Raw genomic sequence first — 21,558 nt, forward strand, 5'->3', positions numbered from 1 at the left:
GGTAACCGATCGTTTACGACTCTGGTTAATCTTAACCTTTGGAAGGCTGACAAGCGAGAGCCATTTCGAAGTCAAAACGGCTTTGTTGAAAGGAATCTGAACGGAATCGGTTAGCGCCGGTTCTTAAAGTTCAACATTAAGATTTATGAATCCGGATTTTTTTTGGGGATTCAATAAGTTGACTGTTGTTCACAGTTTCCTCTCTCCAGAGCTTGCCGTTACGAATCATATTTTGTTAACCATTAACCGGTAGCTTTGAGTCGGGGTTAACATCAGTCCTTCGTAGCAGGCACCGACAGAGCCGTTGCGACTTGCCCAGGAAAGGCAGAACAAGGGGATTGGCATGCGTGTATTGTTGATTGAGGATGATAGCGCCACGGCGCAGAGCATCGAGTTGATGCTGAAGTCCGAGAACTTCAACGTCTACACGACAGATCTTGGCGAGGAAGGTATCGACCTCGGCAAACTGTACGATTATGACATCATAATGTTGGATTTGAACCTGCCGGACATGTCCGGTTACGAGGTTCTCCGGACGCTCCGCGTTTCAAAGGTCAAGACACCGATCCTGATCCTTTCCGGCAACGCGGGCATTGAAGACAAGGTTCGTGGCCTCGGCTTCGGCGCAGACGATTACATGACCAAGCCGTTCCACAAGGATGAGCTTGTCGCGCGTATCCACGCAATCGTCCGCCGCTCCAAGGGCCATGCGCAATCGGTGATTGTCACCGGTGACCTGAAGGTCAACCTGGACACCAAGACCGTCGAAGTCGGCGGCCAGCGCGTCCATCTGACCGGCAAGGAATACCAGATGCTGGAGCTTCTCTCCCTTCGCAAGGGAACGACGCTCACCAAGGAGATGTTCCTGAACCATCTCTACGGCGGCATGGACGAGCCGGAACTGAAGATCATCGACGTGTTCATCTGTAAGCTTCGCAAGAAGCTGGCAGCTGCAACTTCCGGCAAGAACTACATCGAAACGGTGTGGGGCCGTGGCTACGTGCTGCGCGAGCCGGATGTCGAAGTAGCCGCCTGATCTGACATCGAATGTAGACGTTTTAAAGCCCCGGCCTTTGTGCTGGGGCTTTTGTTTTGACCGCAAGACGTTGGGCAGCAAGACAGCCGGTGCTGGCCGGCGCCGGCACCCCGCCGGGGCTCTCCTCCAAAGTGATCCGCCCCTGACGGTTACCCATCCGCATGTGATGCACCGTTGCCCGTGCCGCCGGCACTGTCACGACAGCTCCGGTGACCAGGAGGGATTGGACCATCCGGCTTACGCGCCGGCTACATCTCCCTCCTGAGATCGCCTGAACGGGATCAGAGCTGCAACTGATAGGACGCCGGAACGTAGCGGAACCCGCTGCCGTTGGTCTCCACATATCCGACGGCCGGGAACGGCATGTGATATCCGACAAAGGGGATCTTGTCGGCGGCCAGCATACCGAAGACGGACTTGCGGGTCGCGGCCGCGCCTTCCTTGTCCATGTCGAAGCGAACTTCCCATTCCGGATGCGCAAGAGACCACACATAGTGGTTGGCCGTGTCCGCTGTCACGGCAAGCTGTTTGCCGTCGCTCTCCAGCATGTAGATCATGTGACCGGGCGTGTGCCCTGGGGCAGCCATGGCGGTGACACCGCTTGCCGCGCTGCCACCATCGTCAAGGAAGGTCATCTTTTCCGCCAGCGGCTTGACATGACTTGCCATCAGCTTGGTGATGCCGTTGGCTTCGGCATCCATCGCTGCCCAGAAGTCATATTCCTTCTGCCCGGTGACGTAGCGCGCATTGGCAAAGGTTGGCGAACCGCCCTCCATCAGACCGCTGATATGATCGGGGTGCATATGTGTCAGCACCACCACATCCACCTGCTCCGGTGTGTATCCCGCATTTTCCAGCGCAGCGCGCATGTTGCCCCTGCCCGGACGAGCACCTTCGCCATTGCCGGTATCGAACAGGACCAGCTCGCTGCCCGTGTTGACGAGCGTAGGCGTGAAACTGATCTGGAAATTGTCGTCAGGCAGGAAATTTTCGGCATTGGTCTCGGAAAAGGTATCCGCATCCACATTCATGGCGAACGTCTTCTGCGGCTCAGCCAGAGTGACCGCCCCGTCGTGCAATGTCGTGACTTCGAAACCACCGACGGAATAGCGAGCAACCTTTGCCGGCAAAGCGGACTGCTTTTCGGCCGCAGCATGAACCACGCTCGTTCCGGCGAGGCTCGCTCCGGCAAGCACACCGCCAGCCCCCAGAAGCGCCGCGCGGCGCGTGAGTTCAACTTTGATCTCGGTCATATTCCCACTCCTTGCAATTCCGATGCATACAAAGTCGCCCTGCAATCGAACACGCCTGGTATCCGGCAGAACGCAAAGCTTACGTCGAAGAAGATGGAATGGTTTCAGGTCCAGACAAGACCCGGCCGGCATCAGTCGGACGCCCTGCAATATGGAAAAATATAGTATTATTTCAATTACTTATTCGGAAGCGCACAGCAGATCGACACCCCACGCACCTTCACGATGGCGTGAAGGAAAAAGGCGGCCCGTGGCCGCCTTCTGAATTGCATTGCTTTGTTGGGGCCTCATTGCCCTGCCCGCTTTAACGGGCAGACGGGCCTTTAACGCCGCAGCCCCAGACCGCCTCCGGCGGCGAGCCGCGGAGTTGCAGCCGATCCGGTCGTTGCCTGGGCCGCCTGCTTCTTCTGGAAGAGGCCCCGTTTTCCGGCAACAGGCTTGAAGGCATCTGTCAGACCGACCACGGTTTCGGCAGCGCCGAGAACGAGATAGCCGTCGTCCGGCAGGGCTTTTGCCATCCTTCCGAGAATTTCCGTCTTGGTGGCCTGATCGAAGTAGATCAAGACGTTACGGCAGAAGATGATGTCGAACTCACCGAGATGAGTGAAGCTTTCCAGAAGGTTCAGCTTCTTCCACTCGATCATGGCGCGCATGCCGGCATTGATCTGCCACATCTCGCCCTTCTGTTCGAAATACTTCAGCAGCAGCTGGATCGGCAGACCGCGCTGCACCTCGAACTGGCTGTAGAGACCGGCCTTGGCTTTTTCCAGCACTTCGTTGGAAAGGTCCGTCCCCAGGATCCGGGTACGCCAACCAGCCATTTTCGCGGCGTCTTCCTTCAGGCAGATCGCCAGGGAATAAGGCTCCTGACCAGTCGAAGCTGCCGCGCACCAGATCTTGATCTGCTTGCGGCTCGCGCGGCTTTCCAGCAGCGCCGGCAGCATCGTGTCCTTGAAGTGTTCGAACGGGGTCTTGTCGCGGAAGAAGAACGACTCGTTGGTCGTCATCGCTTCAACCACTTCGGTTTCCAGTGCCCGGTTGGTGCCGCGCTGAAGCTGCTGAATCACCGCGCTGAGGGTTTCCAGCTTGGAACTGCGTGCGACCGGCAGAAGACGGCTTTCAACCAGGTACTGCTTGTCGTTGGACAGAACCAGGCCGGAGCGTGTCTTCAGAAAGTTTTTCAGAAACTCGAACTCGCTCGGGGTCATCTCGTGTTCCCCTTCAGAACGCGCGAGATCTTCGGGCCGATCTCCTTCAAGGGTAGAATTTCGCTGCAAACGCCCGTTTGTGCAGCTGCGCCTGGCATACCCCAGACCACGCTGGTGGCTTCGTCCTGCGTAATCACGCTGCCGCCACCCGCTGCAATGGTTTTGACGCCGTCGGCACCGTCGTGTCCCATCCCGGTCAGGATGACGGCAAGACTTGCCGAACCGAACACCTTGGAGACACTGTCGAACAAGGGGTCGACGGCAGGCTTGCAGAAATTCACGGGAGGTCCGTCCGTCAGCCGGATTTTGGCTGCGCTGCCGTCCTTCTCCACGATCATGTGCTTGCCGCCAGGTGCGACATAGATATTGCCGGGCTTCAGCACTTCGCCATCCTCGCCTTCCTTGGCCGGACGCAGGGCAGCCTTGCCCATATGTTCAGCCAAAATGGCGGTAAAGGTTGGCGGCATGTGCTGGGTGATGACCACTGGCACATCGTTCATTGCCGTACCCACTTCACGCATGACTTCCTGCAGAGCCTGCGGACCGCCCGTGGACGAGCCGATAGCGAGGATGCGCGGACGCGCGGTTGAATACGGACGGGTCTGGTACCTGACCGCCCCGGCAGCAGCGCCCGCCGGTTGCCCGGCCCCTCGAAAGCTTGCCCGCGTATCGGTTGCAGGGCGCGCAGGGACAGGACTGGCCGACTGTGCGGTGCGGCCGGCGCTGGTTTCCGCACGCATGGTGCGTACCGGCCCGCGCATGCGCAGGGCACGCGCACCAAGCGCCTTGACCTTTTCAATCAGCTCGCGGCGGAAATCGACGGAAGTCGTGACCTCGGAGTTCGATTCCGGCTTCGGCACATAGTCCGCAGCCCCCAGCGACAGAGCCTTCAAGCTGATCTCCGCGTTGCGGCGGGTCAGCGTGGAAGCCATGATCACGATGAGATCGCGCTTCTTAGCCAGCATGAGCGGCAAGGCCGTCATGCCATCCATTTCCGGCATCTCGATATCGAGAACGACGACGTCAGGATTGCTTTTTTCGATATCTTCTACAGCAAGCTTGCCGTTGCGGTGCGAGCTGACGACTTTCAGACTTTTGTCTTCACCGAGCCAGCGTGTCAGAAGGCCGCGGATGACGACGGCGTCATCTACAACCATGACCTTGATGGGATCGCTGCCCGGACTCGTGCCCGCAGTTATGCTTCTTTGCGCAAACGCCATTTAGACTGCCCAACTCGAAACTAGATAAGACCGACTTCCTGAAACTTGGCTTCCACGATTTCGCGGTCGAACGGTTTCATGATGTACTCGTTGGCTCCGGCACGGATGGCCCGGGCAATGTGAGCGACATCGTTTTCAGTGGTACAGAATACGACAATCGGGTTTTCACCGCCCTCTTCCGCACGCAGGCTGGTCAGGAATTCAAGACCGTCCATGACGGGCATGTTCCAGTCCAGCAGGATTGCGTCCGGCATTGTCTTGCGACATTCGTCAAGCGCCTGCTGGCCGTCTTCCGCTTCGGTAATCTCGAAATTCATATCCTCGAGTATGCGGCGAGCCACCTTTCGGATGACACTTGAGTCATCGACTACGAGGCACTGTTTCATCAGGCTTAACTCCACTCAGTAGCCATTGTGGCCTTGTTACGCTGCAGCCATGGGTTCGGTGAACATCGCGCCAAGCAGACGGTCGACATCCAGAATGACCATCAGACGGCCGTCCAGGCGATGCACGCCTCCGGAAATCTCGGCCCAGCGGCGGTCCAGGTTCGACGGATTTGGCTCCGCAGATGCGGACGACAGCGTCAGAACCTCACCAACCGTGTCGATGACAAGGCCGTAGCTTTCGTGCTTGTACTCGATGCCAACGGCCATCATCTGACCCTCCTGCAAAGGAGGCAGATGCAGGCGGCGGCGCATGTTGATCGCGGTGACGATGCGTCCGCGAAGGTTCAGGACACCCTGAACCTCGGGAGCGGACATCGGCACGCGTGTCACGCTTTCCGGAACGAACACATCATGTACCTGGGAAATTGGCAGACCGAACAACTGGCCGCCGATGACCACGGTTACATACTGGATCATGTCACTTGCGGATTTTTGCTCCGCGTTGAGTTTGTGTTCCAGCACAGTCATGCTGCAGCTCCCATTTCACCGGAGAAGACGTCTTTCAGGGCGGCAATCAGGCCCGGACGGTCGAATTTGGCGACATAGTCGTCAAAGCCCGCCTGACGGCCGCGTTCGATCGAAGCCGGCGTCACCATGGACGACAGGGCCAGGATCGGAATGTTGCGGAACCGGGGATCGCGGCGCAGCGATTCACAGAACTCGAAACCGTTGATTTCCGGCATTTCGATGTCACTGACGATCGCATGGAACTTGTCGCCGTTTTCCAGAAGGTCGAACGCCTGATGCGGACCGGTACAGGTGGTCACATCATAGCCGGCCGCCTTCAGAACCGGTGACAGCATGTTGCGGAAGAAGGACGAGTCATCCACGAAGAGTACCTTCTTGGTGAGCGCCTCGATGTCCATTTCCTTGCGCATGAACCAGTCTTCAAAGGCCTGCGGCAGATAGTAGCCGAGGTCGATGATTTCGGTTGCACGTTCCTTGACCACGGCGGAGCCGAGGATGCCAGGACGTTCCGAACCGACTTCGATGTTCATGCGGTCCTCGACAATGTCGACGATCTCGTCGACCACGAGGCCCATGGAGCGGCCCGCATCGGAGAACACCAGCATCGGCTGGGTGCCTTCCGTCTTGTGGCAGTCGCCTTCGTTCAGATACACGAGCGGCATGAGAGAGCCGCGGTACTGGACCAGATCCCGGCCGTTTGACCGTTCGATCTTGGAGACTTCGAATTCCTCCAGGCGCGTGACCAGCGACAGTGGCACGGCCTTCGGTTCCGGCGCACCGGCACGGAACAGCAGCAGCGAGATCGAGCTCTGGCCCGAAACGGCGCGGCTCTGCAGGTCTTCGTGTTCGTCTTCCTGGTTCTCGGTAACCGCACTCGACGCATGGCTTGCCATGGCACCGGCGATCCCGTTCGGGTCGATGATCATGATCACCGAGCCGTCGCCCAGGATGGTGTTGCCGGAGAACATGCCGAGGTTGCGCAGCATGGTCGACATCGGCTTGACCACGATTTCCTCCGTATGGAAGACACCGTCGACAACCACGCCGAATGTCTGGCTGCCCACCTGCATGACAACGATGAAGCCGTTGTCCGCATCGATGGCCTCGTCCGCGTTTTCGCCCTCATAGATGCCGAGGAGCTGGGACAGATGCACCAGTGGCAGCAGCTTGTTGCGCAGGCGCAGAACCGGGGTGTCCTTGATACGCTCTATACGGTGTTCCGAATTGGTCTGTACGCGGACCAGTTCGACAACGGAAAGCTGCGGTATCGCAAACCGGTCGCCGCCGGCTTCGACGATCAGCGTCGAAACGATGGCAAGCGTCAGCGGGATCTTGATGATGAAGCTCGAGCCCTTGCCCTGTGTAGAGCGCAGGTCGACCGTACCGCCGATCAGTTCGATGTTGTTGCGAACCACGTCCATGCCGACACCGCGGCCGGACACGCTGGTGACCTTGGCAGCCGTGGAGAACCCGGCCGCGAAGATGAACTTGTGGATCTGGGCGTCCGTCATCTTGTCGACTTCGGCTTCCGACGCCAGGCCGCGTTCCACGACCTTTGCCTTCACCCTCTCGACGTCGATGCCCTTACCATCATCACGAACTTCGATGATGATGTGGCCGCCTTCATGATAGGCCGCCAGGGTAATGGTACCCTTTTCCGCCTTGCCTGCTGCACGGCGTTCGTCCGGACGCTCCAGACCATGGTCGGCCGAGTTGCGGACCATGTGCGTGAGCGGATCCTTGATCATCTCGAGAACCTGGCGGTCCAGTTCGGTATCCGCACCGATCATTTCCAGTTCGATCGGTTTTTCAAGTTCCTGGCTGAGATCGCGAACGATACGCGGCAGTTTCTGCCAGGCGTTGCCGATGGGCTGCATGCGCGTCGCCATGACGCCTTCCTGCAGTTCGGCAGTGACGTTCGACAGGCGCTGCAACGGCACCTTGAATTCGCTGTCCTCGTGGCGGCGCACGATTTCCAGAAGCTGGTTCCGGGTCAGCACCAGTTCGGACACCATGGTCATCAGGTGTTCGAGCGTGTCGACTGCTACGCGGATGCTCTGGTTGGAAACACCACCGCCGGAAGCTTTCTTTTCGCCGCCTTCGCCAGCTGCCTTCGCCTGTGGCTTGGCTGCCACCTTGGCTTCGGCCTTGACCGCAACGGGAGCGGGCTCGGGCTCTTCGACTTCGTCGACGATTTCTTCTGCTTCCGGGACTTCCGGCTCAACGACGTCGACTTCAACTTCGGTTTCGCGGAAGGCGCGCTCAAGTTCGTCCAGCGACACTTCGCCCGGACGGAGCGGACGCTCCAGAGCTTGCTCGGCCGAAGCGTCCTCTTCAGGCGCTTCCGGCTCGGCATCTGCCACCGGAGCTTCCTCGGCAGCCGCACCACCCTTCATGGCAGCGTCAGCTTTCGCGGACATTTCTTCCAGTTGGCCGATCAGCTCGCTGTCGTCGCCTTGCGGCTCTTCGCCTTCAGCAGCTTCCAGTTCTCCCAGAATGTCCTTGATCTGATCGATCGAGGTCAGAATGAGGGAAACGGCTTCTTGCGTGACAGGAGCACCGTCGCGGAATTTCCCCATGAGGGTTTCAGCCGCGTGCGCAATACCTTCAAGGCGGGGAAGGCCCAGGAAGCCACAGGTGCCCTTGATAGTGTGCACCAAGCGGAAAATGTTATCTAGGATAGTGGCGTTGTTCGGTTCCTGCTCGAACTTTACGAGCTCAACATCAACAACATCGAGACTCTCATTGGTCTCTGTAATGAATTCCCTGAGGAGGTCGTCCATGGCCTGCTCTCACCCGACTTGTTACTGGTTCCGCACCCCAAAAGGGATGTCTGGACCGAGAAGTCCATGAGAGCTAGGTTGACGGCAAACAGTTAAGATACGCTGAAGCGGATGGAGTCTTTTGAAGGGCTTTTTTATTCTGCCAGAAGAGCCGTTATTTTTACCAACTCTTCTTGTTTATCTATCGTTAATACCATTCCGCATTCGCGGGCCAGCAGCAACGTGTAGATTGGCTGTACGGAATGCGCATCAACCCGCTCGGGCTCTTCGCCACTAAGGGTTTCCTTCATTCCGAGAGGAATGCGCGGATTGAGACCGCTGGCCTGGAGCGTGAAGGTGGGCGATTGCGGGTCGCCTTCCATTTCAACCTTGATTTCGCCACCACGCGGAACGCACTGGTTGGCGATAAGGATCAAATTAAGAAGTAGTTTTACGTAATTTTTCGGCATCAGGTGCCGGGACAATTGCCAATTTAAGTCGGATTTTTCATTTTCCATGAACCCGCTCGCAACGACCTGAGCATCCCCGAGGTCGATTTCGGCACCTGCGGAGCCGGCTGCCCCGAAGGCAAGACGGGCGAACTGCAGTTTGGCCGAAGCCTGGCGCGCGCTTTTGCGGATGAGGTCCATGGCGAATTCGCGCATGTCCTCCGACCCTTCCTCGTCCAGCACTTCCAACCCGTTGGTTATCGCACCGACAGGCGAAATGATGTCATGGCAGACGCGGCTGGCCACCAAGGCGGCAAGATCAAGAGAGGAAAGCTCTTTAAGTGCAGACATGGCGTTTTGAGGCTCTTCTTGAGGAGGCTGCGGAAACTGATTCGACATAGTGGACGCAAGCGTTACACATCCTCGCGGCGGCTGCCAAGACAACGGTGGGCCGCAATCCGTATCATCCAGATGAAAATTTGCCCCGAAATCCGCCTTTTCCGGCCCCTGCATGCGGTTTGACCGAGCGCCTGTCTACCGCAGGGGTACGCAACCGACCCGTTCGGCATTGTCCTGCGCTGCCGTCATCAACTGGCTGCCGTTGACGACGAACAGGAACCGGTTGACCACCGAATGGAAAAACACCAGGCGGCGGTCGACAATGGCATAGATGAACGGATTGCCAGCTGTTGCAAAGCCTTCGGACAGCGCGTGCGCGCCACAGCCGGCAAACAGCGGCGCATAGGCGTCAGGATCGCGCTTGAAAGCGGCAAGATTGCCTTGATTGACGAAGATCCATTCGGTGCCGCCCCATTTGAGGGTGTGCTCCCGCTTGCCCTTGCGCGGATACCCGTCAACGAAATAACTCACAGGGTCATGGCCGCCCAGGGCGTATCCGGTGATCGGATCTGGAACAAAAACCTGGGGACGTGCCAAGGCTTTCCCCGCAAATTGACAGAAGAGCAGGATCAATACAGCGCAAAGACATAACCTTGTCTTTTTTTGAGGCCAGCTTTCCATCGATTCGGCTTATGTAGGGTGCACCATCTCATGCGAATCAGCATGATATCGCATCAGTTTAACATTGCGGCCTGACCGAACGGCAACAATCGGCGCGGCCAAGAAACTTTGGGAGAATATCGAATGGCACAAAGTTCCCAGCGAGTTGTATCCCTGATATCGGCTGCGTTCCTGGCCTTGTGCGCATTTGCGTTTTCCAACCCGGCGCTCTCCCAGACATCCGGCAACGAGCCCATTCCATCAAGCCAGACCTACCAGCAGGACGAAATCCTTCAGGCAGGTCACCAGTTCTTCGGCTCCGTTTCCGGTGGCCTGGCGTCTGTGGTCGAGAAAGCCTTTTCCAGTTACGGCGAGCCGAACGGATATGTGCTGGGGGAAGAAGGCTCTGGCGCACTCATCGCCGGTGCGCGCTATGGCGAAGGCAGCCTCTACACGCGCAACGCCGGCAACCACAAACTGTTCTGGCAAGGCCCCTCCGTCGGCTGGGACTTCGGCGCCGACGGCGCCCGGGTCATGATGCTTGTCTATAACCTGCCCACCGTGAACTCCATCTACACCCGCTTTGCCGGTGTCAACGGATCCGCCTACCTGGTTGGCGGCGTCGGCATGACGGTGCTCTTGAACAATGAAATCGTGCTTGTGCCCGTTCGTGCAGGTGTTGGCGCCCGTCTCGGGCTGAACATGGGCTATCTGAAGTTCACCCAGAAGCCGACATGGAACCCGTTCTGAGCAAACAATAAAACGCGGCCACCGCAGCCTGGCGACAAAGCCGGGTTGGATTCGTACTCCGTAGAAGACTTGGCGGCGGTGCTCCTGTCGTTTATTGATGGAGATGTGGGCGTTTTTTGAAGACGTAACCGGGAGCCGGACTTGATTGAAGCAGCGATGTATGTGGCGCTGGGGTTTTGCACCGCCGGCCTGATCGGACTGGCAATCCTGCCCGCATTTTATCGCCGGGCCGCCCGGCTGACCGAAGAAGCCCTGCGCGCCGTCAATCCGACCAGCTATGCCGAAGTCCGCGCCGCCCAGGATCAGGAGCGGGCGCGCCATGCCGTTGAACTGCGGCGGGTCGAAAAACGGCTCGACATCGAGCGCGAGAAGGCAGCCAAATTTCAGCTCGAAACCTCGCGGACGCGGGCCGAAATCGAAGCGCTGAAAAAATCTCATCAGGACACGATCTCCGGACTTGAAGCCAAGATCGCCGCCGAGGCGAGCGATCAGCACGCCGTCGACATGCTGTCGGCTGAAGTGACCAACCTGAAAAAGAAACTGTCGGAAGCAGAACGGGCTCTTGCGGAAAGCTGGACCAGGTCTGCGGAAGACGAACCGGCCCCCAAGCCCGCCGACACAGAAGAAGACGACAGCGGCTGGCTGCCCGCTTCCGGCACCATGGCACTTGCCACCATTACCGGGCTGGAGGCGGAAGTTGCCACGCTCAAAGCCAAACTGGCCCGGTATGAGCCCACGGTCGCGGGCCAGATGGACGCGGTGCGCAGCGAAACCGCCAAGACCAGACTTGCCGAACTGGAAGCCCAGCTGGTCGATACGGAATCCAATTATGTTGCGGCCCAGGCGGAAGTCACGCGTCTGTCCCTGATGCTGGATGCCGCCAGTTTCCCTGAGAGCGAGCGCGAGAAACATCTTGATGCCAAGCTGGAGAAGCTTTCCGGCGACGCTGCACGCTATCAGGCGGACGCGGCCGAAAAGGACCGCGCCCTTCAGCGGATCACCGCTCAGATGGCGAAGCTGCAAAAGGACCTTACCTCGGTACCCGCCCTTGTGGACCTGCGCCGCGATTTCCGCGCGCTTGCAGAAAAGCTGACCGGTGAGGAAGCACCGGATCTCAAGTCTTCCGGAACAAAGGCACCGGCAGCGCCCCTCGCCCCGAACAGCGCATCGGATGCTCAGGGGTCCGGCGACACTGCATCGTCAGATAAGGTTCAGTCGGAGGGGTCTTCCGACAAAGCTCCTGCTTCGGAAGATGCAAGGGATGAAGAAAAGGCCTCGCCGAAAGACCAGGCTCAGGGTCAAGCTCAGTCCAAATCCGCGCATATCGCCAACGCCGCAGAAGCTCTGGTGAGCAGGGTTGTCGCCTCCAACCGGGCCAAGTCCAAACCGGCAGCTGAAAAAGCACCGGCTGGCACCGGCTCCGCGCAAAACAGCGAGCGGAAAACGAAAGCCACGAAACAAAAAAAGAAAGATGTGGCTTGATCTGACAAGGCCGCTCCGGTCATCTAGTCCCATGGACAGTCATCTGACAAACCACCAAAGCTGATCTGCTGTCCCCTCACCTGCGTTTGCAGCTTGCCGAGGCAGGGTGGGCCAGCGGTCGTGCACTAAATCGAGTCTGCGGTACATGTTGATCGAACGCCACAACGCCATTCTGGAACTCGCCCGGCAAATGGGCCGCGTCAGCGTCGACGATCTCGCCAGACGCTTCGACGTCAGTCCGCAGACCATCCGCAAGGACCTGAACGAGCTGTGCGACCGGCGCCTGCTGGCACGCACACATGGCGGGGCCCTGCTGTCATCCGGCATCGAGAACGTCGGCTATGAGGCCCGCAGGATCATCTCCAGCCGGGAAAAGGCGGACATAGGCGAAGAGGTGGCCTCTCTCATTCCCGACAATGCGTCGATCTTCATCAATATCGGCACCACCACCGAAGCCGTTGCGCAGGCGCTGTTGCAGCATCGCGGTCTGATGGTGATCACCAACAACATCAACGTTGCCAGCCTGATGCGCGGCTATTCGCAGATCGAGGTGGTGATCGCTGGTGGTGTGCTGCGCCACTCCGATGGCGGCATCGTTGGCGAGGCAGCTGTGGACTTCATGCGCCAGTTCAAGGTGGATTTCGCGGTCATCGGTGCCTCCGCGATCGATCCGGACGGCTCCCTGCTTGATTACGACTATCGGGAAGTGAAAGTCACCAAGACCATCATGGACAATGCACGGCATGTCATTCTTGCCGCCGACAGCACCAAGTTCGAGCGCACCGCCCCGGTTCGTGTCGGGCATTTGCGCCAGGTCAGCACATTCGTGACGGATTATTGCCCCTCACCGAACTTCGCAAAAATTGCGCAGGAGGCCGAGGTCAAGCTGATCGAGACAGGACAGCAGGAAGAGACCGCCATCGGCTGATCAGCCGCCACAGCGCGCAAAACCGGTGCACAAACGGGTGGAGAACCCTGTGCGAAACCATGTGCGCAAGGTGTGCATATGCTGTGTGTGCCTTGGGGAAAAATGGCACGCCCAACGGGACTCGAACCCGTGTTTCCGCCGTGAAAGGGCGGCGTCCTAGACCGCTAGACGATGGGCGCGCGGGGCTTGAAAAGCTCAGTGCCTCAAGCCGAGGACCGTGCGTATACGGCTGCATGACAAAAGACGCAAGCCCTAATTTTCATTTTTATGTCACATGCCTGTTCATAACCCGGCCGCTCAGGCTCGACGCGACGTCAGCGCGCAACAAAATCCGTACGGCCCAACTGTTTTCCCGTGACAGGATCGAAGCGTAGCAAGGCGGTCTTGCTGCCTTCGCGCACCAGAACCATCAGCAATCCGTCCGAGATGTTTGCCTGCAGGATCTCCGCGTCAGCGCCAACCGCCACCGTCGCGGCATATTGATCGGCGGAAACATCGGTCTTATTGGTGTTGATCTTGTAGAGAATTGCTGCAAAGACAGCGATAAAGCCGGCGATCATGACGAGGGACGAGCCCAGCAGCAGACGCTTCAGCTTGGCCTGGATGCGTTCGGCCGCAGGATCAAGCGGCTTTTCACCCGGTCCCTCATCCCGATAATCAGGTTGTGACATGACAGACAATTCCCTCGAGTATCCGGCCGGTCTGGACCAGGATTTCAGTTTAACAGTTGATGCAGCCGATGCCGGGAAACGGCTGGATGCGGTGCTGGCGGCTCATCTGGAAGCCCTTAGCCGCAACAGGATCCAGTCCCTGATCAAGTCCGGGGACGTCACCGTCGGCGGCGCGAAAATAGTGGAGCCGAAATTCCGGGTCAATGAAGGCGATGCTCTGATCCTCACTTTGCCGCAGGCCGAGGACCCCGAACCCAAGGGCGAGGACATCCCGGTCACGGTTGTGTATGAGGACGAACATCTCATCGTTGTCGACAAACCGGCCGGTCTTGTCGTTCATCCGGGCGCAGGCAACTGGACCGGAACGCTCGTCAATGCGCTGATCCACCATTGCGGTGACAGCCTGTCGGGCATTGGCGGCGTCAAGCGTCCCGGCATCGTCCACCGGATCGACAAGGACACATCCGGCCTGCTGGTCGTCGCCAAAACCGACCAGGCGCACAAAGGTCTTGCCGCCCAGTTCGCCGACCACGGCCGCACCGGTCCGCTGGAACGCGCCTATGCGGCTCTGGTCTGGGGCGCTCCCTCCGGCCTCAAAGGCACGATCAACGCCAATCTGGCGCGGTCACAGGCGAACCGGCAGAAGATTGCCGTTGTCAAGACCTCCGGCCGCCACGCCATCACCCACTGGCAGGTGAAGGAACGGTTCGGCAATGCCGAGCAGCCCGCCCTCGCCTCGCTGCTGGAATGCCGCCTTGAAACCGGGCGCACCCACCAGATCCGCGTACACATGGCACACATCGGCCATCCGCTGATCGGTGACGATGATTACGGGTCGGGTTTCAAGACCAAGGCCAACCGTCTGGAAGATCCGCTCAAAAGCCTCGTGAACGGTTTTCACCGACAGGCGCTGCATGCCGGCCTGCTGGCTTTCGAACACCCGGCAAATGGCAAAACCTTGCGTTTTGAGAGCCCTTACCCGGTGGATTTCGCAAATCTGTTGTCAGGATTACAAAAATTTTAGGATTCGTTTTCGTTTTCTGACCATGCATTCGCCGAATTTGAACCTATATTAGTCTATCTTGTGTGCCTGTATGGACACGATTGTGCGTCCGCCTTCCCTTCGAAATGGCTTGCTTGCGTATCACTGCGGGGCAGCGGGAGGAAGGAGACGCAAACTTGACGAAAGGGGGTGCATGATATGGCCCAAAACGTTCCGACGCTTACAGCAGGGGAAGGCGGCCTCAGCCGGTATCTCGACGAGATCCGCAAGTTTCCGATGCTTCAGCCGCAGGAAGAGTACATGCTCGCCAAGCGCTACAAAGAGCATGAGGATCCTGAAGCAGCCGAACGCCTAGTCAATTCCCATCTACGCCTCGTCGCCAAGATTGCCATGGGTTACCGCGGCTACGGCCTGCCGATCGGAGAAGTCGTTTCCGAAGGCAACGTCGGCCTGATGCAAGCGGTCAAGCGCTTTGAACCGGACAAGGGTTTCCGGCTCGCGACCTATGCCATGTGGTGGATCAAGGCAGCTATCCAGGAGTACATCCTGCGCTCATGGTCCCTCGTGAAAATGGGGACCACGGCCAACCAGAAACGCCTGTTCTTCAACCTGCGTCGCCTCAAGGGCAAGATCCAGGCATTGGACGAAGGCGATCTGAAGCCGCATCAGGTTTCGGAAATTGCCACGAAACTCGGCGTGTCCGAGGAGGAAGTGGTGTCCATGAACCGCCGCCTGGGCGGCGATGCCAGCCTGAACGCGCCTGTGCGTGCGGAAGCGGACGCAGGTGAATGGCAGGACTGGCTCGTTGATGAAAGCGAAAGCCAGGAAACCTTGCTCGCGAACCAGGAAGAGCTGGACATGCGGCGCAAGATGCTGACTGACGCGATGGACGTGCTCAACGAGCGCGAACGGCGCATCTTCGAAGCACGCCGTCTCTCGGAAGATCCGATGACGCTGGAAGACCTGTCCGGCGAATTTGGTGTCAGCCGTGAACGTGTCCGCCAGATCGAGGTTCGCGCCTTCGAAAAGGTTCAAAAGGCCGTGCGCAACAGCGCCCGCACCATGGACCAGCCGGCCGCCTGAGGCAGGCGAAAATAGAGAAACGAAAAAGCGCCAGAGCGATGCTCCGGCGCTTTTATTTTGCCCAGGCCGGGTAATTTACCGGATCTCGGCCGTATAGCTCTCCACCGGCACGACCTTGCTGATCAGGCCGGCTTCAGCCATGAACTCCGCAAAACGCTGATAGCGGCCCGCGTCGAGTGCAGCCGGGCGCTTGGCGAAGCGTGGCAGCGTGTCGAACCAGGCCCGTCTGTTCAGCTCGTCATTGAGGTTCGGATACGCCTCTATGAAGGCATTCCAGGCTTCTTCCGGGTGATTGGTCAGATAGATGGTTGCCGCTTCCACAGCCGCCAGAAACTTTTGAAAGCGCGGATCGTCCGTCTTGTCCTTGTTGACCACATAGATCAGCTCGTCAAAGATCGGCACATCGTTTTCTTCCGGAAAGAAGGCCTTGCCCGGTTTGCCTTCGATCTCGAGCTGGGTCAGCTCGAAATTGCGGTAGCCGCCAATCACAGCGTCCACCTGTCCGGCAAGCAGCGATCCCGACAATGCGAAATTGACGTTGACCAGCTCCACATCATCGATGGTCAATCCTGCCGATTGCAGCATCTGTCCCAGCATCGCATCCTCAAATCCGGACACGGAAAAACCGATGCTCTTGCCCTTCAGGTCCTTAAGCTCCTGAATGGGACCATCTTTCAGCACGATGAGCGAATTGAGCGGCGTTTCCACCAGCGTGCCGATCCACTTCAGTGGCAGTTCCTCTTCAATCTGCGCATGAAGCGTCGGCTGATAGGACACCGCAATATCGCCCTGCCCGGCAGCCACCAGCTTTGGCGGCATGGCCGGATCCGCAGGTTCGATGATCTCAACGTCCAGACCTTCAGCCTCGAAGAAGCCCTTTGTCTGCGCCGTGACCAGCGGCGCGTGGTCCGGATTTACGAACCAGTCGAGCAGCAAGGTCAGTTTCTCGCCGGCCTGCGCCGGTCCCGACGCCAGTAACCCGGCGGCAAGAACAAGAGACAGGAAGTGTTTTTTCATGAGGTCCTCCGTTGAGCGGCAGCTAGCTGAGCGTCTGCCAGGGAACAAGAATTCGGGTGAGATGGTTCACGGCAAAGCGCATGATCAGCACCATGGCCGCGAGAAGGATGAGCGCGGCGAACATCACGTCCGCCTGCATCCGGTTGCTGCTTTGAAGCATGATGAAGGCGAGGCCTCCCTTCGCCCCTGCCCACTCGCCGATGATCGCCCCCATGGGCGCAAACACGGCGGCAACCCGCAAGCCGGAGGCGAACGCCGGCAAGCCTGACGGCAGGCGGAAGAACCAGAGTTCCTTCAAACGAGACAGACGATAGAGCCGGGCGAGATCATGTAACCCCGGGTCCAGCCGCTGCAGGCCGTCGAAAAAGGTCGATGTGACGGTGAAAAAGATGACCAGGATGATGACGACGATCTTGGATGCCAGCCCGAACCCGAGCCAGAGCACCAGGATCGGAGCGATCGCGAAGACAGGCAGGGCCTGAGTGACCAGAATGGGCGGCATGGCCAGTCTGGCGGCAACCGGAAACAGCCACAACAGAATGGAAAGCAGCGCCCCGGCCGCAGCCCCCAGCACGAAGCCGAGCACGGTCTCGTAGGCGGTTATGCCTGCATGCTGCAGCAGAAAGCCGGCATGTTTGACAAAGGCGGCAAAGACCCGGTCCGGACCGGGCAGAATGTAATGCTGTGTGTCGAAGATATGGACGATGGCCGCCCAGATCGCCACGGTCACAAGCAGGCCGAACAAGGACCTGGCAACAGCTTTCAGGAAAACAATCATCCAACAGGCCCCGTTGCAATGCGCAAACAGGAACGCTCATGAGCCGATACCGGCAGTCGGATAAGCAGCCAAGGCTGCGGTCGCAGACACTTACGCATAGGATCTCCCGTCTTCGGACAAGCCGAAAATGACAATGGAGATCCGGGAATAGGCTAAGGATTCCGTCCCTTCGCCGGCATGACCCGGATCAGGTTCTAAGGGTTCGGCGTTGCGCCATCTCAGTTCCGGAAACCGGAACACCCCTCGGACCAAGTCGGAACATGCCCTGTGCGGCGAAAAAAGGCAAGTCGCCGTGAAGCGGTTTTAACCCCTCGCCAAAGACGGACGCCGATCACCCGGAGCGCCGCACTCGGGCAACCGCGCGGGCACGCAAGCAAGGCCCCAGGTCAGCAGCCTAGACAATAACAATAAGCCTACGGAGAAGATGAGATTTCTTGTCCTCGCCTGACTCGCAGTTCATTGAGCCAGGATGGCTATGGAATGAGCGTCCATGCGCAGTATCGCAGAAGCCGCAGCAAAGCGGCTTCTTCAGATGTTCAAGGCAGGCGAAGAGTGCTTACCCGGCCTGCCAGGCCGTGATCGCCTTTTCGACAGCGTCCGCACCGACGGTCCCTTTTTCAAGGGTCAGGATACCGCGCTTGCCGTTTTCATAAAGCATCGGAATGTCGATCCAGCCGCGTTCGCGCAGCAGAGCGAGATTGCGTTGCTGCTCGTTCGGCAGGCTGGACAGGGCAATCCAGAAAAAGCCCGGAGACACCTTCACCGAAGCACCGATCAGCGCATCGCCGCGGGCTTCTTCCGTAGGCTTCATGACGAGACCCGGAACGTTGACGACATCACCCGCAGCGAAGTTTTCCGGAAACTCGTACCTGATCTCGACGAGATGGCTGGCCGGCAGGGAGTTATCGTCATTCGGCTTGATACGAATGTCGACTTTCACATCGCGCTCGGGAATTTCGACGGACGCACTCAGAACCGCCAGAGCTTCACCGTCGAGGTTGGTTTCTTCCTCGACACTCCACACAACGGCACCTTGCGCCGCAGTGCCTGCGCCACCGGACTCTTCACCTTCTTCATAAAGGATCGAGCGCTGGACCGAAGAATCAGCCGCCGAGGCAGAGGGCGCAGGCGCGTTGTCATCGGGCGAAATCGCCGACAGATTGTCTGCCGGGACGGCAACCGGATTTTCGGGTGCCGCGGGCGTCTGATCGCTATCGGTGCTCGTCACGATGGATGGCTGAGCGGGCTCGGGGGTGGCCGGTGTGTCGGCCTGAGAGGTATCGGACTGTCCGGTGATGGTCGTCGTGGTCACCGTACGGGCATCAGGCGCGACCACATCCGCCTCGCCTTCGTTCAACAGACGGTCGGTGTTCTTCGACGGCTCGTCGCCTTCGCCGGCAGTTGCCGAGACCGGCGGCTCCACATTCGAGACCGGTTGGCTGTCCGAAGCCGTTTGGGAAGACGATGTGGCAGGTACAGTGCCATTGTCTGCGCTTTGATCGCCTGCGGGTATCAGGAAGTAAGCCCCGCCCAGAAGGACCAACACCAGCAGAACGGCAGCAATCACAATCGGAACGGTTCGGCTGCCGGATGCATCGCCGCGCAGCGCATCGGACGCCTTCGGCTTGGACCGCTTGTTGCGGTCTTTCTTCGACGCCCGCTCTTGCTTGGGCTTGCCGGTCTCATCCGCTTGGTACGGCTGATCGACGGAAACGGATGCCGCTGCATCGTTTGTCGGTTCGAACAGGCCATCATCCGCCGGTTCCGCCTGCGCCGGTCCACCGAACGAAGGTTCCTGGCGCACGGGCGCCGCGCTCGGGTCGGAAGCTTCCTTTGCGCTGTGAACGGCCTGGCTGGCCGCCGTGCCAAGGGCTTCAGCCTGAGACAGGGTTTCCTTCAGGGGCGAAGGCGCTGGTGTTTCCACCGAAGGCGCAGCAGTTTCTTCCGGCTCCTGCGGGGCCGGCACTTCCGGTGCAGCCTCTGCGGCTGGCTCAACCTGCGGCGGTGTCACCGGCGGAGCGGCGACCTCCGGCTCGGGAGCAGGCGTTTCGACCTTGGGAACGGTTGGATTGAGACCCAGGCTTTCGCGTGCAGCCTCAGCCTCCACCTTGCGGATGGATTCTTCAAGACGCAGCTGCTCAGCCGTGATTTCAGACGGCGCCAAAGGCGGTTCATAGGCTTTGAGCTGATTGACGATGGCATTGCGCGCACGGCTGTAAACGCTTCTGCGTGCGGCGCCATTGTTTTCAGGTAAAGACGCGATCGTTTTCTTCAGAATTGAATAGTAATCAGCCATCTTCCTGCCTACCGGCCGACTGCAAGGATCTGTTCTGCGGGCCCGAGATTTCGTTTCTTTCTCAGGCTTATAGCAAGTTTTTTGAAAACAGGTGCTATTTCTTCAATATGTTCGCCGCGACAGAGAACCTTGCAGTACCCTTTTTCCTAACACAATTTTGTCTATTCGACACACACATGGAACGCCGAAAACGAAGGGCGGTTGCATGCAGTGATTCGCAGCACGCAACCTAAGTCCTTAATAATGTGCTTTTAGTGTCGCACATCTCAATCCTGGAACGGATTCTGCACAAGAATTGTGTCGTCCCGTTCCGGACTTGTCGATAGAAGAGCGACCGGAGCACCGATCAGTTCTTCGACATGTCGCACATATTTGATTGCCTGCGCCGGCAGATCGGCCCAGGTCCGTGCCCCTTCGGTCGATTCCTTCCAGCCCGGCAGGCTTTCGTAGATCGGCTTCACCCGCTCCTGGGCACCTTGCGACGCCGGCAGATAGTCGATCCGCTCGCCATCCAGTTCGTAACCGATACAGATCTTGATTTCATCAAGGCCGTCAAGAACGTCCAGCTTGGTCAGGGCGATGCCGTTGATGCCGGACGTACAGACGGTCTGGCGCACCAGAACCGCATCGAACCAGCCACAACGGCGGCGACGGCCGGTCACCGTTCCGAATTCGTGCCCGCGCGTACCCAGGAATTCGCCAATCTCGTCTTGAAGCTCCGTCGGGAACGGACCTTCACCAACACGGGTGGTGTAAGCCTTGGTGATGCCGAGCACATAGTTGATCGCCCCCGGGCCGAGGCCGCAGCCCGTCGCGGCCTGGCCGGCAACGGTGTTGGAAGACGTCACAAACGGATAGGTGCCATGGTCGATGTCCAGAAGAGCCCCCTGGGCACCTTCAAACAGGATCCGCTTTCCCTGGCGACGCAGGTCATCCAGCAGGTACCAGACCTTGTCCATGTAAGGCAGCACCTTGTCGGCCACGCTGGACAGTTCGTCATAGATCGCCTGTGCGGAAATTTCGTCCTGACCCAGACCACGGCGCAGCGCATTGTGGTGCGTCAGCAAACGGTCGATCTTGGCCGGCAGGGTTGCGAGGTTTTTCAGGTCCATCAGACGGATGGCGCGGCGGCCAACCTTGTCTTCATATGCCGGACCGATGCCGCGCTTGGTGGTGCCGATGCGCGTCCCTGTGTTGGAATTCTCGCGCAACGCATCGAGTTCGCGGTGCAGCGACAGAATCAGCGTCACGTTTTCGGCAACGCGCAGAGATTCGGGCGTTACGACGACACCCTGACCGCCCAGGCGTTCGACTTCCTCTGCAAGGGCATGCGGGTCCAGCACGACACCATTGCCGATCACCGAGAGCTTGCCTTCACGTGCAACCCCGGACGGCAGGAGAGACAGCTTGTAACTGACACCGTCGATGACAAGGGTATGCCCGGCATTGTGCCCGCCCTGGAACCTCACGATGACATCGGCTTGTTCCGACAACCAGTCGACAATCTTGCCTTTGCCTTCGTCACCCCATTGCGAACCGACAACAACCACATTCGCCATCTAGATTTTGCTCTCCTGAAGCAGCTTCCGCATTCTCCGAAACGTATCCGGGATGCCAACACGACAAGCCCCGGCAATCGGACCGGGGCAAACGGCGCGGACTATAGACACGTTTCCCAGCTCATGCGAGTCTCCGCGCCGAGATTGGGA

The 21,558-nt window shown here is 58.8% G+C and carries 19 protein-coding genes, 1 tRNA gene and 1 riboswitch; of the genes, 6 read left to right on the plus strand and 14 right to left on the minus strand.

Annotated features, from left to right (window positions below):
- Window positions 1–343 precede the first annotated feature (343 nt).
- On the plus strand, window positions 344–1,036 hold the full coding sequence (gene ctrA / locus FMN63_RS05260; protein WP_148582901.1) for a response regulator transcription factor CtrA: 693 nt from the start codon (window positions 344–346) through the stop codon (window positions 1,034–1,036).
- Between the two features lie 281 nt (window positions 1,037–1,317).
- Here ctrA and FMN63_RS05265 read toward each other — a convergent pair whose 3' ends face one another.
- From FMN63_RS05265 to FMN63_RS05300, 8 genes are all read right to left on the minus strand, one after another.
- Window positions 1,318–2,289, minus strand: coding sequence for an MBL fold metallo-hydrolase (locus FMN63_RS05265; protein WP_148582902.1), 972 nt, complete (start codon window positions 2,287–2,289; stop codon window positions 1,318–1,320).
- Between the two features lie 323 nt (window positions 2,290–2,612).
- Window positions 2,613–3,497 carry a CheR family methyltransferase gene (locus FMN63_RS05270; RefSeq protein WP_148582903.1) on the minus strand — a complete coding sequence of 295 codons (885 nt, stop codon included), beginning with the start codon at window positions 3,495–3,497 and terminating at the stop codon, window positions 2,613–2,615.
- On the minus strand, window positions 3,494–4,717 hold the full coding sequence (locus tag FMN63_RS05275; RefSeq protein WP_148582904.1) for a protein-glutamate methylesterase/protein-glutamine glutaminase: 1,224 nt from the start codon (window positions 4,715–4,717) through the stop codon (window positions 3,494–3,496). Before FMN63_RS05275 ends, FMN63_RS05270 begins: the two co-directional genes overlap by 4 nt.
- 20 nt (window positions 4,718–4,737) lie before the next feature.
- Window positions 4,738–5,103, minus strand: coding sequence for a response regulator (locus tag FMN63_RS05280; protein ID WP_006932059.1), 366 nt, complete (start codon window positions 5,101–5,103; stop codon window positions 4,738–4,740).
- 36 nt (window positions 5,104–5,139) lie between these two features.
- Window positions 5,140–5,631 (minus strand): chemotaxis protein CheW, encoded by a 492-nt coding sequence (locus FMN63_RS05285; protein ID WP_148582905.1) that lies wholly within the window; start codon window positions 5,629–5,631, stop codon window positions 5,140–5,142.
- Window positions 5,628–8,414, minus strand: coding sequence for a hybrid sensor histidine kinase/response regulator (locus FMN63_RS05290; RefSeq protein ID WP_148582906.1), 2,787 nt, complete (start codon window positions 8,412–8,414; stop codon window positions 5,628–5,630). Before FMN63_RS05290 ends, FMN63_RS05285 begins: the two co-directional genes overlap by 4 nt.
- Before the next feature lie 134 nt (window positions 8,415–8,548).
- Window positions 8,549–9,193 (minus strand): histidine phosphotransferase ChpT, encoded by a 645-nt coding sequence (chpT, locus tag FMN63_RS05295; RefSeq protein WP_148583100.1) that lies wholly within the window; start codon window positions 9,191–9,193, stop codon window positions 8,549–8,551.
- 183 nt (window positions 9,194–9,376) lie between these two features.
- Entirely contained in the window at window positions 9,377–9,778 is a 402-nt protein-coding gene (locus FMN63_RS05300; protein ID WP_148582907.1) for a YHS domain-containing (seleno)protein, read from the minus strand.
- Between the two features lie 207 nt (window positions 9,779–9,985).
- Here FMN63_RS05300 and FMN63_RS05305 point away from each other — a divergent pair, with 207 nt between their 5' ends.
- From FMN63_RS05305 to FMN63_RS05315, 3 genes are all read left to right on the plus strand, one after another.
- Window positions 9,986–10,591, plus strand: coding sequence for a DUF1134 domain-containing protein (locus FMN63_RS05305; RefSeq protein WP_148582908.1), 606 nt, complete (start codon window positions 9,986–9,988; stop codon window positions 10,589–10,591).
- A 141-nt stretch (window positions 10,592–10,732) separates the two neighbouring features.
- Window positions 10,733–12,073, plus strand: a complete 1,341-nt coding sequence (locus FMN63_RS05310; RefSeq protein ID WP_209000950.1) for a coiled-coil domain-containing protein — start codon at window positions 10,733–10,735, stop codon at window positions 12,071–12,073.
- Window positions 12,074–12,218: 145 nt separating this feature from the next.
- A complete protein-coding gene (locus FMN63_RS05315) occupies window positions 12,219–13,001 on the plus strand; it encodes a DeoR/GlpR family DNA-binding transcription regulator (protein ID WP_148582909.1) in 783 nt (260 codons plus the stop codon).
- Between the two features lie 103 nt (window positions 13,002–13,104).
- Here FMN63_RS05315 and FMN63_RS05320 read toward each other — a convergent pair.
- Both FMN63_RS05320 and FMN63_RS05325 read right to left on the minus strand, forming a co-directional pair.
- A tRNA-Glu gene (locus tag FMN63_RS05320) sits at window positions 13,105–13,180 on the minus strand.
- 135 nt (window positions 13,181–13,315) lie between these two features.
- Window positions 13,316–13,672, minus strand: coding sequence for a hypothetical protein (locus tag FMN63_RS05325; RefSeq protein WP_148582910.1), 357 nt, complete (start codon window positions 13,670–13,672; stop codon window positions 13,316–13,318).
- On the opposite strand from FMN63_RS05325, the gene FMN63_RS05330 reads away from it, so the two are divergent.
- Window positions 13,671–14,696 carry an RluA family pseudouridine synthase gene (locus tag FMN63_RS05330; protein WP_148582911.1) on the plus strand — a complete coding sequence of 342 codons (1,026 nt, stop codon included), beginning with the start codon at window positions 13,671–13,673 and terminating at the stop codon, window positions 14,694–14,696. The genes FMN63_RS05325 and FMN63_RS05330 overlap by 2 nt on opposite strands.
- Window positions 14,697–14,873: 177 nt before the next feature.
- Entirely contained in the window at window positions 14,874–15,758 is an 885-nt protein-coding gene (gene rpoH / locus FMN63_RS05335) for an RNA polymerase sigma factor RpoH (protein ID WP_148582912.1), read from the plus strand.
- A gap of 75 nt (window positions 15,759–15,833) precedes the next feature.
- On the opposite strand, the gene FMN63_RS05340 is transcribed toward rpoH, so the two are convergent.
- The 4 genes from FMN63_RS05340 to FMN63_RS05355 all read right to left on the minus strand — a co-directional run bounded on the left by FMN63_RS05340 (window position 15,834) and on the right by FMN63_RS05355 (window position 21,408).
- A complete protein-coding gene (locus FMN63_RS05340; protein ID WP_148582913.1) occupies window positions 15,834–16,775 on the minus strand; it encodes an ABC transporter substrate-binding protein in 942 nt (313 codons plus the stop codon).
- Window positions 16,776–16,797: 22 nt separating this feature from the next.
- Complete coding sequence (locus FMN63_RS05345; protein WP_148582914.1) at window positions 16,798–17,553, minus strand: ABC transporter permease; 756 nt, start codon at window positions 17,551–17,553, stop codon at window positions 16,798–16,800.
- 147 nt (window positions 17,554–17,700) lie between these two features.
- Window positions 17,701–17,807, minus strand: a riboswitch (TPP riboswitch).
- A gap of 302 nt (window positions 17,808–18,109) precedes the next feature.
- On the minus strand, window positions 18,110–19,849 hold the full coding sequence (locus FMN63_RS05350; RefSeq protein ID WP_148582915.1) for a hypothetical protein: 1,740 nt from the start codon (window positions 19,847–19,849) through the stop codon (window positions 18,110–18,112).
- Between the two features lie 266 nt (window positions 19,850–20,115).
- On the minus strand, window positions 20,116–21,408 hold the full coding sequence (locus FMN63_RS05355) for an adenylosuccinate synthase (protein WP_148582916.1): 1,293 nt from the start codon (window positions 21,406–21,408) through the stop codon (window positions 20,116–20,118).
- Window positions 21,409–21,558 lie beyond the last annotated feature (150 nt).

This window comes from Stappia sp. BW2, assembly GCF_008107695.1.
GTDB lineage: Bacteria > Pseudomonadota > Alphaproteobacteria > Rhizobiales > Stappiaceae > Roseibium.

Bases quoted from the DNA above. Each gene is read 5' to 3' on its own strand.
- ctrA (WP_148582901.1), top strand. From the start codon at position 344: ATGCGTGTATTGTTGATTGAGGATGATAGCGCCACGGCGCAGAGCATC.
- FMN63_RS05265 (WP_148582902.1), bottom strand. From the start codon at position 2,289: ATGACCGAGATCAAAGTTGAACTCACGCGCCGCGCGGCGCTTCTGGGG.
- FMN63_RS05270 (WP_148582903.1), bottom strand. From the start codon at position 3,497: ATGACCCCGAGCGAGTTCGAGTTTCTGAAAAACTTTCTGAAGACACGC.
- FMN63_RS05275 (WP_148582904.1), bottom strand. From the start codon at position 4,717: ATGGCGTTTGCGCAAAGAAGCATAACTGCGGGCACGAGTCCGGGCAGC.
- FMN63_RS05280 (WP_006932059.1), bottom strand. From the start codon at position 5,103: ATGAAACAGTGCCTCGTAGTCGATGACTCAAGTGTCATCCGAAAGGTG.
- FMN63_RS05285 (WP_148582905.1), bottom strand. From the start codon at position 5,631: ATGACTGTGCTGGAACACAAACTCAACGCGGAGCAAAAATCCGCAAGT.
- FMN63_RS05290 (WP_148582906.1), bottom strand. From the start codon at position 8,414: ATGGACGACCTCCTCAGGGAATTCATTACAGAGACCAATGAGAGTCTC.
- chpT (WP_148583100.1), bottom strand. From the start codon at position 9,193: ATGTCTGCACTTAAAGAGCTTTCCTCTCTTGATCTTGCCGCCTTGGTG.
- FMN63_RS05305 (WP_148582908.1), top strand. From the start codon at position 9,986: ATGGCACAAAGTTCCCAGCGAGTTGTATCCCTGATATCGGCTGCGTTC.
- FMN63_RS05315 (WP_148582909.1), top strand. From the start codon at position 12,219: ATGTTGATCGAACGCCACAACGCCATTCTGGAACTCGCCCGGCAAATG.
- FMN63_RS05330 (WP_148582911.1), top strand. From the start codon at position 13,671: ATGACAGACAATTCCCTCGAGTATCCGGCCGGTCTGGACCAGGATTTC.
- FMN63_RS05325 (WP_148582910.1), bottom strand. From the start codon at position 13,672: ATGTCACAACCTGATTATCGGGATGAGGGACCGGGTGAAAAGCCGCTT.
- rpoH (WP_148582912.1), top strand. From the start codon at position 14,874: ATGGCCCAAAACGTTCCGACGCTTACAGCAGGGGAAGGCGGCCTCAGC.
- FMN63_RS05340 (WP_148582913.1), bottom strand. From the start codon at position 16,775: ATGAAAAAACACTTCCTGTCTCTTGTTCTTGCCGCCGGGTTACTGGCG.
- FMN63_RS05345 (WP_148582914.1), bottom strand. From the start codon at position 17,553: ATGATTGTTTTCCTGAAAGCTGTTGCCAGGTCCTTGTTCGGCCTGCTT.
- FMN63_RS05350 (WP_148582915.1), bottom strand. From the start codon at position 19,849: ATGGCTGATTACTATTCAATTCTGAAGAAAACGATCGCGTCTTTACCT.
- FMN63_RS05355 (WP_148582916.1), bottom strand. From the start codon at position 21,408: ATGGCGAATGTGGTTGTTGTCGGTTCGCAATGGGGTGACGAAGGCAAA.